14 protein-coding genes are annotated in these 14,937 nt (G+C 62.7%); 7 read left to right on the top strand and 7 right to left on the bottom strand.

The genetic code is table 11. The features are described 5' to 3' along the window. Positions 1-121 precede the first annotated feature (121 nt). Positions 122-925 carry an enoyl-CoA hydratase-related protein gene (locus HOC_RS00230; RefSeq protein ID WP_035534589.1) on the top strand — a complete coding sequence of 268 codons (804 nt, stop codon included), beginning with the start codon at positions 122-124 and terminating at the stop codon, positions 923-925. Here HOC_RS00230 and HOC_RS00225 read toward each other — a convergent pair. Beyond that, on the bottom strand, positions 909-1,265 hold the full coding sequence (locus HOC_RS00225) for a hypothetical protein (protein ID WP_035534586.1): 357 nt from the start codon (positions 1,263-1,265) through the stop codon (positions 909-911). The genes HOC_RS00230 and HOC_RS00225 overlap by 17 nt on opposite strands. Before the next feature lie 175 nt (positions 1,266-1,440). On the opposite strand from HOC_RS00225, the gene HOC_RS00220 reads away from it, so the two are divergent. Continuing rightward, entirely contained in the window at positions 1,441-2,316 is an 876-nt protein-coding gene (locus tag HOC_RS00220) for a DUF817 domain-containing protein (protein ID WP_241766823.1), read from the top strand. Here the strand turns inward: HOC_RS00220 and HOC_RS00215 are convergent. Next, positions 2,306-2,701, bottom strand: a complete 396-nt coding sequence (locus HOC_RS00215) for a hypothetical protein (RefSeq protein WP_035534584.1) — start codon at positions 2,699-2,701, stop codon at positions 2,306-2,308. The genes HOC_RS00220 and HOC_RS00215 overlap by 11 nt on opposite strands. A 92-nt stretch (positions 2,702-2,793) precedes the next feature. On the opposite strand from HOC_RS00215, the gene HOC_RS00210 reads away from it, so the two are divergent. Continuing rightward, positions 2,794-4,698: an acetyl/propionyl/methylcrotonyl-CoA carboxylase subunit alpha gene (locus tag HOC_RS00210; protein WP_035534581.1), complete on the top strand. Its 1,905-nt coding sequence runs from the start codon at positions 2,794-2,796 to the stop codon at positions 4,696-4,698. 189 nt (positions 4,699-4,887) lie between these two features. On the opposite strand, the gene gltX is transcribed toward HOC_RS00210, so the two are convergent. Next, positions 4,888-6,231: a glutamate--tRNA ligase gene (gltX, locus tag HOC_RS00205; RefSeq protein ID WP_035534579.1), complete on the bottom strand. Its 1,344-nt coding sequence runs from the start codon at positions 6,229-6,231 to the stop codon at positions 4,888-4,890. A gap of 134 nt (positions 6,232-6,365) precedes the next feature. Here gltX and HOC_RS00200 point away from each other — a divergent pair, with 134 nt between their 5' ends. Further along, positions 6,366-7,190: a hypothetical protein gene (locus tag HOC_RS00200; RefSeq protein WP_051624370.1), complete on the top strand. Its 825-nt coding sequence runs from the start codon at positions 6,366-6,368 to the stop codon at positions 7,188-7,190. 7 nt (positions 7,191-7,197) lie between these two features. Here HOC_RS00200 and HOC_RS00195 read toward each other — a convergent pair whose 3' ends face one another. The 3 genes from HOC_RS00195 to HOC_RS00185 all read right to left on the bottom strand — a co-directional run bounded on the left by HOC_RS00195 (position 7,198) and on the right by HOC_RS00185 (position 11,086). Further along, the gene (locus tag HOC_RS00195; RefSeq protein ID WP_035534577.1) at positions 7,198-8,430 is read right to left on the bottom strand and encodes an MFS transporter; all 1,233 of its coding nucleotides are present in this window, start codon (positions 8,428-8,430) and stop codon (positions 7,198-7,200) included. A 77-nt stretch (positions 8,431-8,507) separates the two neighbouring features. Beyond that, positions 8,508-10,157: an NAD+ synthase gene (locus HOC_RS00190; RefSeq protein WP_035535078.1), complete on the bottom strand. Its 1,650-nt coding sequence runs from the start codon at positions 10,155-10,157 to the stop codon at positions 8,508-8,510. Positions 10,158-10,207: 50 nt separating this feature from the next. Then, on the bottom strand, positions 10,208-11,086 hold the full coding sequence (locus HOC_RS00185; protein WP_035534574.1) for an oxidoreductase: 879 nt from the start codon (positions 11,084-11,086) through the stop codon (positions 10,208-10,210). A 79-nt stretch (positions 11,087-11,165) separates the two neighbouring features. Between HOC_RS00185 and HOC_RS00180 the strand changes: the two genes are divergently transcribed. From HOC_RS00180 to HOC_RS00170, 3 genes are all read left to right on the top strand, one after another. Next, on the top strand, positions 11,166-12,080 hold the full coding sequence (locus HOC_RS00180; protein ID WP_035534571.1) for a LysR family transcriptional regulator: 915 nt from the start codon (positions 11,166-11,168) through the stop codon (positions 12,078-12,080). 95 nt (positions 12,081-12,175) lie between these two features. Then, complete coding sequence (locus tag HOC_RS00175) at positions 12,176-12,433, top strand: GlsB/YeaQ/YmgE family stress response membrane protein (RefSeq protein ID WP_035534568.1); 258 nt, start codon at positions 12,176-12,178, stop codon at positions 12,431-12,433. A 26-nt stretch (positions 12,434-12,459) separates the two neighbouring features. Further along, positions 12,460-12,714 carry a hypothetical protein gene (locus HOC_RS00170; RefSeq protein WP_035534565.1) on the top strand — a complete coding sequence of 85 codons (255 nt, stop codon included), beginning with the start codon at positions 12,460-12,462 and terminating at the stop codon, positions 12,712-12,714. Between the two features lie 201 nt (positions 12,715-12,915). On the opposite strand, the gene parE is transcribed toward HOC_RS00170, so the two are convergent. After that, positions 12,916-14,919, bottom strand: coding sequence for a DNA topoisomerase IV subunit B (gene parE / locus HOC_RS00165; RefSeq protein WP_035534563.1), 2,004 nt, complete (start codon positions 14,917-14,919; stop codon positions 12,916-12,918). Positions 14,920-14,937: the final 18 nt, after the last annotated feature.

Here is a 14,937-nt window from a genome sequence, read left to right as displayed (position 1 = left end):
CATGGCTTTTTCCACAGTTGTTCCGGTTGCCGCAGCGGGCGTTCCGGCCTTATCGTGCTCGCTGACGGCCCGATAGTCCGGCACAGTGCCTGGAACCCGCTCTCATACGTCAGGAAACCGCATGACCGACACTGTTTACGAAACCATCACCCTTCAGGCCACGCAGGAAGGCCTCGCTGTCGTCACGTTGAACCGGCCTGACGTGCACAATGCCTTCAATGCGCTCGTCATTGAGGAACTGAGGGACGCTTTCGAGGTGATTTCCGATCAGGAAACCATCCGGATGATGATCCTGCGTGGTAATGGCCCATCCTTTTCGGCAGGGGCTGACCTTAATTGGATGAAGCAGGCCGCTGAACTCCACACCAAGGATGATAACGAGGACGACGCGCAGAAATTGGCTGCCATGCTGCAGGCGCTCTACGACATGCCCCAGATGACGTTGGCGCTGGTCCATGGTGCAGCCATGGGCGGCGGCGCAGGGCTTGTCGCGGCGTGTGACGTGGCCGTTGCCATGACCGGCACGAAGTTCCGCTTTTCGGAAGTGCGCCTCGGCCTGACGCCTGCCACCATCAGCCCCTATGTGATCGACGCCATCGGCCCGCGCCGGGCACGCGCGCTTTTCGTGACGGCTGAGACATTTGATGCCGAATATGCAGAGCGCATGGGCCTCGTTCATTATGTGGTGGCCGACCAGGCCGGGATGACCGCCATGGAAGAGCATATCGCCAATCTCGTTTTCGCCGCTGCGCCGGGCGCTGTGGCCGATGCCAAGAAGCTGGTGGCGGATGTCACCGGCGAGATTATCGACAAGGATCTTGGCCATGAGACGGCCCGTCGCATTGCGGCGCGTCGGTCATCGGATGAAGGCAAGGAAGGCGTCGCGGCCTTCCTCGAGAAGCGCAAGCCTAGTTGGAGCCGGTAACCAGCTTTTCGGTCGCGGTCTTCACCGGAAGGCCCATATCTCCAAGGAATTCAAGGGTCGCGGCCACGGGGTTTATCCCGGTCATGTTCGTTATCGGTGTCTGGAACACATAAACCAGCACGCCGAACATGATGATGTAGATGACAAACTGCATCGCCGATTTGAGCAGGAATGCGCCAGCGCTGCCCGCCACAAGCCCAACACCGCCAAGGATGAGTGCCCCGGCAATGGGTGTCAGGTTACTAACGTCTGCCGCCTGCGAATAGCCGATATAGCCGCCAACTGCGGCGCCGACGATGCCGGCAAGGCCGCTCAACTGAACTCCGGATGCATAGGCCATGTTTAGTCCCCTCGATTGACTATGGTTAACCCTTACGACATGCCGCAGGCGGCAGAAAGCCGGAATTTCACTCCCTTCCGCTGTGCTTCGTGGACCGTTCGCTGACCATTCCCGGACCATTCCGTGACCGTTTCCGGCCCTAAAGCTGCCCGTTTCGGGGGTAATGGAGGGTACCATGAAGCCCATAATGCCTCCGCCTCCCGCCAATGCCCTGCAACGCCGCCTCCATGCGGCCCGTGCGGACCTCCATGCGCGCTGGGTGCGTGGACCGGTCAGCCAGGCGGCGTTCGAATTCCTCGCCTTCGGCATCAAGCAGGCCTGGGCCTGCCTGTTCGGCGGGGCGATGCTGGGCCTCTTGATGCTGACCTTCCTGTTCTATCCGGATGGGGCGCCGATCTCGCGCTATGACTTCCTCGTGCTCTCCGCCGTGGCCATTCAGGTGACCATGTTGCTGACCGGGTTGGAGACATGGGAGGAGGCGCGGATCATTCTTGTGTTCCACGTCGTCGGCACGATCATGGAGCTGTTCAAGACGCATGCAGGCAGCTGGATCTATCCCGAGGATAGTTATCTCCGCATCGGCGCCGTGCCGCTGTTCTCCGGCTTCATGTATGCGGCGGTGGGATCGTATCTCGCTCGCGTGTGGCGCATCTTTGCTTTCCGGTTCACGCACTTCCCGCCGCTCTGGCTGCAGGGGCTCCTTGCCGCAGTGATCTATGTGAACTTCTTCGCGCACCACTGGCTGCCGGACATTCGCCTTGGCCTCTTTGCGGCGACGGTGCTGATCTATGGCCGCTGCTGGGTCCAGTTCCGGCCGGATGTGGCCTACCGCCGGATGCCGCTCGTGGTCGGGTTCCTGCTGGTGGCGCTGTTCATCTGGTTTGCGGAAAACCTCGGCACCTTCGCGAAAGCCTGGGCCTATCCGGGGCAGGAGAATGGCTGGGAGATGGTCTCGCTCGCCAAGCTCGGCTCATGGTACCTGCTGATGATCATCAGCTTCGTGCTGGTCGCCACGGTTCACCGGGCAAGGCCCACAAAGCTCACTCAATGATGTCGACGCAGGGCGCGTAGAACTTGCCGGGCTCGAAGAAGAGCGAGACGAGCAGGGCCTTGAGTTCGTCCGGGTTCAGGCCCGCAGCAGCGGCGCCTTCATAGAAGTCATCTTCGCTCATCTCCGGATCGCCCTGATAATAGGCCGACCAGAGGCGCAGGGCGCGCTCGTTGCCTTCGGCCTTGTCGATCCAGTCGGCGACTTCCGATTTTGCACATTTGCAGAAGGGCTTGGCCCGCGCCTTCGACACGCCCTCAGCGGCGACGTCGACGCGGCATTGTTTCTCCCACGCCTTGGCGACGGATGCCTCGTCTTTCGGTGCGGCGGCAGCCGTGCCCATGGTTAACAGCGTGGCGGAGGCAATCAGGGCGGTCAGTCGGCGCATGGCGTTCTCATCCTTGATGGCCTGTCAGCTTAGGCACGCGCTTCCGGCCCCGCAACTTGTCTTTTGCGGCGAAATCGGGTCTTGCTGCGGCCATGATCAAAAGCCTCCTCATTGCCAATCGCGGCGAGATCGCCTGCCGTATCATGGCCACCTGCCGCGACATGGGAATCCGCACGGTCGCCGTCTATTCCGACGCCGACGCCCGCGCCAAACACGTCCGCGAAGCCGACGAAGCTGTGCACATCGGCCCGGCCCCTGCCGCCGAAAGCTATCTCAACGCCGACCGTATCCTTGCTGCTGCAAAGGCCACGGGCGCTGACGCCATCCACCCCGGTTACGGCTTCCTCTCGGAGAACGCGGAGTTCGCCGAGGATGTACGCAATGCGGGCCTCATCTGGGTCGGCCCGCCGCCATCGGCCATTCGTGCGATGGGCCTTAAGGACGAGGCCAAGCGCATTGCCGAGGAGGCCGGCGTGCCCGTGCTGCCCGGCTATCGCGGCGAGGCGCAGGACCTGAAAACGCTGACCAATGCGGCCAAGGAGATCGGCTATCCGATCCTTATCAAGGCCATTGCGGGCGGCGGGGGCAGGGGGATCCGCCTCGTCACCAAGGCGGCGGACCTGAAGGATGAACTCGATAGCGCCGTGCGCGAGGCGACAAGCGCCTTTGGCGACGGGCGTGTGATGCTGGAGAAACTGGTCGAACAGCCTCGCCATATCGAAGTGCAGGTGTTCGGCGACAGCCATGGCAATACGGTCCACCTGTTCGAGCGCGACTGCTCGCTGCAACGCCGCCGCCAGAAAGTGCTGGAAGAGGCACCTGCCCCGGGCATGCCGGACGATGTGCGGGCTGCGATGACGGACGCCGCCGTGAAACTGGCCGCAGCCGTTAAATATGAGGGCGCCGGAACGGTGGAATTCATCGTCGATGGCAGCCGACCGCTGAGCCTCGACAGTTTCTGGTTCCTTGAGATGAACACGCGCCTGCAGGTCGAGCATCCGGTGACGGAAATGGTCACGGGTACCGATCTGGTCGAATGGCAGTTGCATGTCGCTTCGGGCGGCGAGCTGCCGCTCCCGCAGGACGAGATCACGCTGAATGGCCACGCCATCGAGGCGCGCATCTGCGCCGAAGACCCGTCTGAAGGCTTCCGCCCCGGCGCGGGCCTGATCCTCGAATTCGGCCTGCTGGAAGAAGTGGATGGCGAAACGGTCCGCTGGGATGCCGGCTTTGAAAGCGGCGACCGTGTGCCGTCCAGCTATGATTCCATGATCGCCAAACTGATCGTCTGGGGCGAGGACCGCGACGAGGCAGCTGACCGCCTGATCGACGCGCTGGCGCATACCCAGCTTGTCGGCGTGCCGTCCAATGCGGGCTTCCTGCGCCGTTGCGCCGCCTCCGATGCCTTCCTTGAGGCGACACACCATGTGAACTGGATTGCGGAGCAGGGCGAGGCGCTGACCGATGCGCCGGGAGAGCATCAGCATGCCTCCGTCATGGCCGTCTGCGATATCCAGCTTGATGCGCCGGGCGCAGCCAAGCCCTGGGACATCAAGGATGGCTGGCGGATGAACGCGGCGCCCCTGCACCGGGCTTCCGTGGCCGTTGGCGGGGATGCCGACTGGATCGACCCCGATGATTATGAGGTCGATGCAGACCTGCCGCTTCCGCTCGTGACAGACCTCTCGCCCCGCCGCTATGCCGTCACCACGGCGGGCGACAGTGTGCTGGTCGAGGTGCCGGACTATGACGCCGATGTCGAAGCCCTGCTCGGCGGCGACGCGGTGAAGGCGCCGATGCCCGGCAAGATTATCGCGATGAATGTGAAGGCCGGTGATACAGTCACCCACGGCCAGACGCTGGCCGTAATGGAAGCCATGAAGATGGAACACAGCCTTGCTGCGCCGCGCGACGGTGTGGTTGAAGCGGTCTCAGGCGCGGTGGGTGAACAGGTCGCTGAGGGCGTTGTGCTGGTTCAGCTGGTGGAAGAGGCCTGACAACTGAGCGCTCATCCTGAGCGAAGTCGAAGGACGAGCCTTTGTCTCAAGCAAAGCCCTCACCTCCCATCGCTTTGCGATGGGCCCCTCCTCTCCCAAAGGGAGAGGGGTTAAGTGGCTCTTCCGGTCAAACCCCTCTCCCTATGGGAGAGGAGGGGCCCGCTGCCGAAGGCAGTGGGAGGTGAGGGCCTAAGCCGCCTTCAACCGCTTCAGCGCCCGGTCCCGTCCGATCAAGGGCATCAGGCTCGCCATATCCGGCCCGTGTTCCTGTCCCGTCAGCGCCTTGCGGAGGGTCATGAACAGGCCCTTGCCCTTGCGGCCCGTCGCGGCTTTCACGGCGTTGGTCCACTCGCTCCAGGTCTCGGCGGTCAGGTCGCCTTCGGGCAGCAGGTCAGCGGCCTGCAGAACGAAGTCCTTGTCCTCGGCATCGACCAGCGGCGCGGTGTCGCCGAATACGACATCGACCCAGGCTGACACGTCCGGCAGCAGCGAACAGTTCTGGCGCACGACGGTCCAGAAGGCCTCGTCCGCGGCGCGCGGGTCCACCGCCGCCAAGCGCTCTTTCACATCCTCAAAGGGCAGGCCGTGCAGGATGGACGCGTTGAGCGACAGCAAGTCTGCCTCGTCGAAGCGCGCCGGGGCGCGGCCGATCTTGCCGAAGTCGAATTCGCCGGCCAGTTCATCAAGGCTGGTGCGCGCCTCGACATTGTCGGACGTGCCGATCTTGGCGAGCAGGCTGGTGATCGCCATCGGCTCATAGCCCTGTTCGCGCAGCTCTCCCATGGAGAGCGACCCAAGGCGTTTGGAGAGGCCTTGTCCGTCGGCGCCGATCAGCAGCGGCGTGTGGGCCATTTGCGGCGCCGTGCCGCCGAGCGCGAGGAAGATCTCGATCTGCGCGCCGGAATTGGTGACATGGTCTTCGCCGCGCACGACATGCGTGATTTTCGCGTCGATATCATCGACGACCGAAGGCATCGTGTAGAGGTAGGAGCCGTCCTCACGGATCAGCACGGGGTCGGAGAGGCTCGACGTGTCGATGCTTTGCGGGCCGCGCACGAGGTCGTCCCATTCGACGCGGTTACCGGAGAGCTTGAAACGCCAGTGCGGCTTGACGCCATCGGCTTCCAGCTTGGCTTTCTCTTCGTCTGTCAGGTCCAGCGAGGCGCGGTCATAGACGGGCGGGCGGCCACGCGAGAGGGCGATCTTGCGCTTGCGCTCCAGTTCGTCGGCGGTTTCGTAGCAGGCATAGAGCAGGCCCATTTCCTTGAGGCGTGCGGCGGCCTTGTCATATTCGGCAAAGCGGTCGGACTGGCTGAACGTGTCGGCCCAGACAAGGCCGAGCCAGGTCAGGTCTTCGCGCAGGCCGTCTTCATAGGCCTTGGTGGAGCGCTCAAGGTCCGTATCGTCGATACGCAGGATGAATTTGCCGCCCTTCGCGTGCGCAAACAGCCAGTTGATCAGGGCCGTGCGGACGTTGCCAACGTGCAGGCGCCCGGTGGGCGAAGGGGCAAAGCGGACAATCGGTTGGGTCATGGGCGTTGTTTTCCAGTCATTCCAAGCCGCTTTCGACATCAAATTGCCTAAAAAGCCAAGGCATGGAGGTCACAATCTTGCTATTGTTTATGCTAAACATCGACTCTCGAGCGAGTCGCCCGGAGGAGTCGGATATGAAATATGGCTGGATACTTACCGCCGCCATCCTGCTGGCTGCCTGTGGACAGCCCAAGGACGTGCCGCAGGAAAGCGACATCGTGGCTGTCGAGGACCATGAAATGGCCCAGCCGGGCTCGCTGAGCGAGACGCCTCAGGCGAGCGACTATGTGGCGCCGGACTTTGCCAAGCTGTCGGGCTATGGCGAGGGCTGGTATATTTCGCCCGGTTGGCCGGGGGAATATCCGGCGGGTTTTGTCGTGCTTGATGAGAGCATCAGTGTCATGGGGCGGGCCAAGCCCAACCCCGCTTCGCCTCAGGACAAGGCCTGCACGCTGCCGCAGCTTGCCAATTACCAGCTCTGGAACAATCCGCGCGTCTCGTCCGACGAGCTGGAATTCTTCGTCGCCACGAAAACCTTCCCCGTCACGCTCAACCAGGATGCCCAGATCGAATATATCAGCGATGCGGGCAGCATGCAGACGCTGGACCTGAAACAGGGCGAGCAGCTGAACTATCTGCGCTATCTCGGCGAGGGCTTTGCCATCCTCTCCTATGCCGGCACGGAGTATGACATCAACGAAGCCGAGCTGATGGACATCACCGATATCCAGTCCACCAAGGGTCAGGAAGATGAATGGCTGCGTGTGACCTGTAGCGATGGCAGCAAGGTCTGGCTGCTTTATGATGAGGTTGTCACCGTGCCCGGCATCGTGCCGTCACCGATCACCGGTTATGGCGACGCGTCCGACATCACACTGGACCAGGTGGAAGGCATCCGCGCCGAAGCGGAGCAGAATGCCGCGCTGGCGGAAAGCCTCGGCGAAGCGCCGATCGAATAAGCCGCGCTCAGGCGGGCTTTGCCACGTCGGTTGCAATGGCAAACAGGCGCGGCTGTAGCGCCAGCATGACGCCGCTTGCCGCGATGCTGTAGAGGCCCATGAACAGGAGCTGGTGCGGGAAGGCGACGCCCCGGTCGATCAGCCAGCCTGTGACCATGGGCGAGACCGCAGACGCCAGGACCACGGCCGCGAAGGTCAGCGCGCGCAGTTCGCCAAGGTATTTCAGACCGAACAGTTCCGGCCAGAGGGCCCCGGCAATTGAGCTGTCAAAGCCGGCGGTGAAGCCGACGAGCATCATGGCGGGAAAGGCGATCCAGAAACCGTCCACCGATCCGAGCCCGATCAGGCCTAGGGTCATCGGCAGGAGATAGAAGGGCAGCATCTGCCGGGCGCTGAAGCGGTCGATCAATCCGCCGCTGAGCAGTGAGGCGCAGACCTGAACAATCGCGAAGACCGAGAACACTGACGCATAGCGGGCCATGTCCCAGCCTTTCACCTCAATCAGGTTGAGCTGGTGAAACAGCAGGCTGGTGAACATGAAGGACGGGCACAGGAGGCCCGTCAGCAAGATCCAGAAAACCGGTGCGCGCAGCAGCTGGGCCCGGCGCCAGCTATGCTTTTCAAGTGCCAGCGGCTGGCCGTCATCAAGGGCTGAGCCCTGCGGCACGCGCTCGTGCGAGAGCAGCACATAGAGGACCGGCGCCGCCAAGAGAAGCATGATGGCGGCCGCCAGCCACCAGAGGTGCCGGAAGCCGAACGCCGAGATCACCGCGACGGCGGCAGCAGGCATGAACGCGATGCCCGCTGCATAGCCCAACGTCACAATGCTGATGGCGCGGCCCCGGCGTGCATCGAACCAGCGCCCGGTTGCCGTCATGGCCACCTGGCTCATCATGCCCTGTCCGAACAGGCGCAGCGCCAGGAAGGCGAAGAACAGCATCCAGACAGCCTGCACCATGGCCATCAGCAGGCAGGCGCCCGCCAGCCCGAACGCTACGACCAGCGCGGCCGTGCGCGTCGTCACGCGGTCCACCAGCTTGCCGAATTCCAGCAGTATCAACGCGCTGGCCGTTGTGGCGAGTGCATAGACGAGCCCGATGCCGCCATGGTTCAGGCTGAACCGCTGCATCAGCACGTCATTTGAAAGCGAGATGAAATAGGTCTGCCCGAAACTGGATGACAGGCAGAGAAGGAAGCCGGCAAACAGCCATCGCGCTTCAGCCCGAAGGAACTGGATCATGCATACACCTCGCTGCCTGGCAGGTTGTAATCCCGGCAATCATAGTCGGTGTAGCCCTGTATTTGAAACGGGGGCTTTCAGTCGTCCCGGAACCGGTTGGTGATCGGATAGCGGCGGTCGCGGCCGAAATTCTTGCCGCCGACTTTCACGCCCGGTGGGGCTTGGCGCCGCTTGTACTCGGCAATGTAGAGCAGGTGTTCGATGCGCCGCACGGTGGCCACGTCATGGCCGCGTGCGAGGATGTCATCGATATCCTCTTCAAGGTCCACAAGGCCGCGCAGGATATCGTCCAGCACGTCATAGGGCGGCAGGCTGTCATCGTCGCGCTGGTCTTCGCGCAGTTCGGCCGAGGGCGGCTTGGTAATGATACGCGCAGGGATCACTTCGCCGCCGGGACCCAGCGCGCCGCGCGGGATGGCCGTATTGCGCCACTTGGCCAGTTCGAACACTTCGGTCTTGTAGAAATCCTTCAGCGCATTGTAGCCGCCGCACATGTCGCCATAGAGCGTCGCATAGCCGACGGCCATTTCGCTTTTGTTGCCGGTTGTCACCACCATGTGGCCGAACTTGTTCGACAGGGCCATCAGCGTCACAGCGCGCAGGCGCGACTGGATGTTCTCTTCGGTCGTGTTTGGTTGTGTCCCGGCGAACTGGTCCGCCAGCATCTCGTCCAGCGCGTTCACGCCCGGGCGGATGTTGATAATGTCATACTTGCAGCCGAGCATTTCGGCGCACGCCTTGGCATCCTCAAGGCTGTCGCTGCTCGTATACTTTGACGGCATCATCACACACCAGACGCGCTCGGCCCCCAGCGCGTCTACTGCCATTGCCGCCGTCAGCGCCGAGTCGATCCCGCCGCTCATGCCAAGCACGACACCGGGGAACTTGTTCTTGTTCACATAGTCGCCGAGCGCCAGAACAGCCGCGCGGTATTCCGCTTCCCAGCCCTCGGTCAGCGTCGCCCGTGCCTGGCTCTGGAAACTGCCGCTCTCGCCGTCGAACGAGACCATGGCGGTGCCTGTCTCGAAATCACCCAACAACTGGTGCTCGGTGCCATCATCATCGACGGCGTAGCTGGAGCCGTCGAAGACAAGCTCGTCCTGTCCGCCGACCTGGTTGACGAAGAGATAGGGCAGGCCGGTCTTGCGCCAGGCGCTGAACGTGGTGTGCCGCTCGGCATGAACCGTCCGGCGCCAGGGCGATCCGTTCGGCACGACCAGCATTTCGGCGCCTGCGCCTTTCAGCGACAGCGGCACCCGCTCGAACCAGATGTCCTCGCAGATTGCGACGCCGACTTTCACGCCCTTGAGCGTGAACACGAACGGCGCGCCGTCGCCGGGCGCAAAGATCCGCTTCTCGTCGAACACGCCATAGTTCGGCAGCTCACGCTTGTCGCAGCGCCCCGCCACAATGCCGTCCTTCAGCAGGACGGATGAATTGTGCACCTTGCCGTCCACATCCCATGGACAGCCGATCAGGATGGCTGGCCCGCCGCCGGTTTCGCTGGCCAGCGTCCTCACGGCGGCCATGGACAGTTCCACCGCGCTTGGCTTCAGCACGAGATCTTCCGCCGGATAGCCGAGGATGAACAGCTCGCTCAGCACCAGAAGGTCTGCGTCCCGCTCCCTTGCCTCGGCATAGGCCTCACGGGCCAGCGCCAGGTTGCCATTGATGTCGCCAACCACGGGGTTCAGCTGCGCTGCGAGAATATCCAGTACTTTGCTCATTCTGAGCATTTAGGCGGGCCGCGAAGGATAAGCAATCGACGGCAGGTCAATTATGCGCTGGCTAGCCCGTCCAGCTTGAGCTTTGCCTCCGGCGTCAGTTCGAGCGCCGCAGCCGCGACATTATCATGCAGGTGCCCGATCGATCCCGTGCCGGGGATCAGCAGCATGTTCGGGCTGCGCTGCAGCAACCATGCGAGTGCCACCTGCTGCGGCGTCGCGCCAAGGTCCGCCGCCACGTCATTCAGGCCCGCAGACTGGATCGGCGAGAATCCGCCCAGCGGGAAATATGGCACATAGGCAATGCCTTCATCGGCCAGCGCGTCGATCATCGCGTCATCTTCGCGGTGTACGAGATTGTACATGTTCTGGACACACACGACCGGGGCAATGTCCTGCCCTGCGCGCAGCTGGTCCATCGTCACCGTGCTCATGCCGATATGGGCGATGAGGCCCTCTTCCTGCAGGTCGCGCATGGCGATCATGGCCTCACGCACGTCCTCGTCCGGTCCGGCAATGCGCAGGTTTACGACGTCCATACGGTCCCGTTTCAGATTCTCGAGGTTTTCCTCGACCGAGCGTTTCAGGAAGTCCGGCGTGATGTTGTGCAGCCAGCCGCCCTTGTCGTCCCGGTAGGCGCCGACCTTTGTGACCAGCGTCAGGTCTGCCGGATAGGGATGCAGCGCCTCGCGGATCAGCCGGTTGGTGACATAAGGCCCGTAGAAGTCGCTCGTGTCGATATGGTCGATGCCGAGCGCAATGGCCTCACGCAACACATCGCGCGCCACGGCTTCGTCCTTTGGCGGGCCGAACACGCCGGGCCCGGCAAGCTGCATGGCGCCGTAGCCCATCCGGTTGACGCTGATGTCGGTGCCCGGAAACGTGAAGCGGCCTGCGGCGGTGGCTGAAGGATTTGGGTCGGTGTGGGTCATGGGGATCTCCTTTTCCTGCCTGAGATAGGGCCAGTTGCTGACATTGATAATCCGGCCAATCCCGAATAGACTGTTCGATATGACGAACAATCCTCCGGCTTCCCTCGACGAGCTTTCGGTCTTCCTGGCCATTGTGCGCGCAGGCGGTTTTCGGGATGCCGCGCGCCAGCTTGGCGTGTCGCCATCCACCGTCAGCGAAACGCTCTCGCGCCTTGAGGCCAGCATGGGGGTGCGCCTGCTGAGCCGCACCACGCGCTCGGTGACGCCCACAGAGGCCGGGCGCGATCTGGCTGCTCGCCTCGAACCCATCCTCGCGGAGGCGCGCGCCGCCGTCGACGCGGCCATGAGTTCCGGCAATGCCGTGCGCGGCATGCTGCGGCTCAATGTGCCGGGCGCCGTGATGGTCGACATCCTGCCGCCCCTGGTCGAGGCATTCCTGCGTCGCCATCCGGACGTCAGTGTCGAGATCATGGTGGATGATCGCTTCGTCGATACGGTCGCCGCCGGGTGCGATGCGGGCATCCGCTATGGCGAACGCCTGGCGCAGGACATGATCGCCGTGCCGATCGGTCCGGCCATGCAGCAGGCCGCCACCGCCGCCTCGCCGGCCTATCTCGATGCCCATGGACGCCCGGAGCACCCGCGCGACGTGTTGCAGCACGAATGTGTCCGTCTGCGCTTCTCCAGCGGCGCCATGATCCCGTGGGAGTTTGCCCGCGATGGCGAGGAACTCGTGGTCGAGCCGGAGGGCCGGCTGATCGTCGGCACGGCGGGCGGAAGCGCGGCGATCAAAGCTGCGATCAATGGCTTCGGTCTGACCCAGGGCTTCCGCAATTGGCTCGAGCCGCATTTCGCAACCGGAGCGCTTGAGCCCGTTTTGCAGGACTGGTGGCCTGAGTTCGAAGGTCCCCAGCTCTATTTCTACAATCGGCGTTTCATGCCGGCGCCGCTGCGCGCCTTTGTGGATTTCGTGACCGAGGCCCGGCGCGGATAGCTCGCGGACCAATCGAACTAATCATTTTCGTAACCCCGGAACGAAAAGCCTTTGCGCGGATTGATTTAGCAATCCAGCCAAAAAGGACCCTCGCAATGGGCTTCATCATGACACTCTTCATCGGCCTCATTGCCGGTGTCATCGCCAAGTTCCTTCACCCGGGCAGGAACGAGCCTAAAGGCTTCCTGCTCACGATGCTGCTCGGCGTTGTCGGCGCATTCGTCTTCACCTTCCTCGGCCAGACGCTTGGTTTCTATGGCGAAGGCGACGGGGCTGGCCTGATCGGTGCCACGCTCGGCGCAGTCATCGTTCTCGTTGTCTGGAACTTCTTCTCACGTCGCACTCACGCGTAACCCTGAAATCGGAAAGGAATACATCAATGTCCAGCAAGTCATATCCCTCAACAATCGCGCTGCTTGGTCTCGCCGCCGTTGCCGGCTATGCCAACCGCAAGAAGCTCGGCCGCTTCTTCTCAACCATGAAGGACGAGGCCGACCGCCATAACCTTACCGGCGAAAACTCTGTTCTCGGACGTCTGTCTGATTCCGTTCGCGATAGCATCCGCAGCGATGACACGTCTGCCCGCAAGACCTCCACAGGCCAGGTGCCTCCCGCCCCGACTGGCGCCGCCTGAGGATCGGGCGCTGCGACCGGCTCCCGTGCCACCCCTCGCGGACATGGCCGGTCGCAGCGCTTTCTCACGCCTCTCCATACATACCTTCAGATAAATCTATGCGCAGTCCCGGCGAACGCCGGGACCTCTGGCAATTGGAGACAGGAAAAAGCCCCATGCGACCCCGGCGTTCGCCAGGGGGGCGGGCGTTAAGCAGTCCGCTTAAATATCCAACTCGTCTACGAAGGCGGCATTGTCCTGGATGAATTTGAACCGGGTTTCAGCCTTCTTGCCCATCAGCGTGTTGATGAGTTCGGATGGCTTCATCTCCGTCAGCTCGTCCATAGAGTCCGGCAGCGTAACGCGGGCCAGCGTGCGGGTGGACGGGTTCATGGTGGTTTCCTTGAGCTGCGACGGGTTCATTTCGCCGAGACCCTTGAAGCGCACCATATCGACTTTCTGGTTCGGCTTGAAATGCTTGGCCATCACTTCAGTCCGCTGCTCTTCGTTCATCGCATAGGCAATCGTGCCCTTGTTCGACAGGCGGAACAGCGGCGGCTGCGCCATGAACAGGCGTCCGCTCTCGATCAGGCCCGGCGTCAGGCGATAGAAGAATGTGATCAACAGCGCCGCAATGTGCGCGCCGTCAACGTCAGCATCGGTCATGATGATGATGCGCTCATAGCGCAGCTCATCCAGGTCGAACTTGCGGCCGAGCTGGGTGCCGAGCGCGAGGGCGAGGTCGTTGAGTTCCTGGTTGCCCGCCAGCTTGTCGGCCGAAGCACTCTCCACGTTCAGGATCTTGCCGCGCAGGGGAAGGATGGCCTGCGTTTTCCGGTCGCGCGCCTGCTTGGCGCTGCCGCCAGCGGAGTCGCCTTCGACGAGGAACAGTTCAGTGCCTTCCGGGCCCTTCTCGGCGCAGTCGGCGAGCTTGCCGGGCAGGCGGAGTTTCTTGGTGACCGACTTGCGGCTGATCTCTTTCTGCTTGCGGCGGTTGGCGCGCTCTTCGGCCCGGTCGATGGCCCAGGTGAGCAGCTTGTCAGCCTCTTTCGGGCTGCCGGCGAGCCAGTGGTCGAACCGGTCGCGAACCGCGTTTTCAACGAGGCGGAAGGCCGCCGTGGTCGATAGCTTGTCCTTGGTCTGGCCGACGAATTCAGGGTTGCGGATGAAGACCGACAACAACAGGCCCGAATGGCCCATAATGTCTTCGGCCGTGATATCGGCGCCCTTCTTCTGGCCCGTCAGCTCGGCAAAGTTGCGCAGGCCCTTTGTGATCGCCGAGCGGAAACCGGCTTCGTGCGTGCCGCCTTCCGGTGTCGGGATCGTGTTACAGTACGAGCGGGCAAAGCCGTCCGCTTCGCCGAAGCCGGCGCGTGTCCAGGCGATGGCCCATTCGACCTTGCCTTCCTTGCCGGCGTCGACAAGGCCGGTGAACGAGCTCTCGGTGATCGTCGCCTTGTCGGCAAAGACTTCGTCCAGCTGGTCAGCGAGGCCGTTCGGATAGGAGAGGACCGCTTCGGCCGGGATCTTGGAATCTTCCGGCAGCAGGCTCGGGTCACAGCTCCAGCGCACTTCGACGCCGCGATAGAGATAGGCTTTCGACCGCGCCATCTGGAACAGGCGGGCAGGGCGGAAGCGCAGCTTCTCGCCGAAGATCTGGGTGTCGGGACGGAATTTCACCGAGGTGCCCCGGCGGTTCGGTGTGGCGCCGACCTTTTCCAGCTTTCCCTGTGGCAGGCCGCGAGAGAAGGTCTGGCGGTAGAGAATCTTGTCGCGCGCGACTTCCACTTCGACCAGTTCGGACAGCGCGTTCACTACCGAAATACCCACGCCGTGAAGGCCGCCCGCCGTTTCATAGGCCTTGTCGGAGAACTTGCCGCCCGCGTGGAGCGTGGTCATGATCACTTCCAGCGCCGATTTCTTGGGGAATTTCGGGTGCGGGTCGACCGGGATGCCGCGTCCATTGTCGACGACGGTCAGGAAGCCCTCGGCATCGAGGTGGATTTCGATGCGGTTTGCGTGGCCAGCAACGGCCTCATCCATCGAGTTATCGAGCACTTCGGCGAAGAGGTGATGATAGGCGCGCTCATCCGTGCCGCCAATATACATGCCGGGCCGTTTGCGGACCGGTTCAAGGCCCTCAAGAACTTCAATATCTTTGGCCGAATAGCCGGAAGAATCTGGTACCATAGTGTCGAACAGCTTTGCTTGATTGGCGGCGGCCATAATTGGTCTCCCTTAAAG

This window comes from Hyphomonas oceanitis SCH89 (assembly GCF_000685295.1).
GTDB classification, from domain to species: Bacteria; Pseudomonadota; Alphaproteobacteria; order Caulobacterales; family Hyphomonadaceae; genus Hyphomonas; species Hyphomonas oceanitis.
This window is presented reverse-complemented; position numbering and strand designations above follow the sequence as displayed.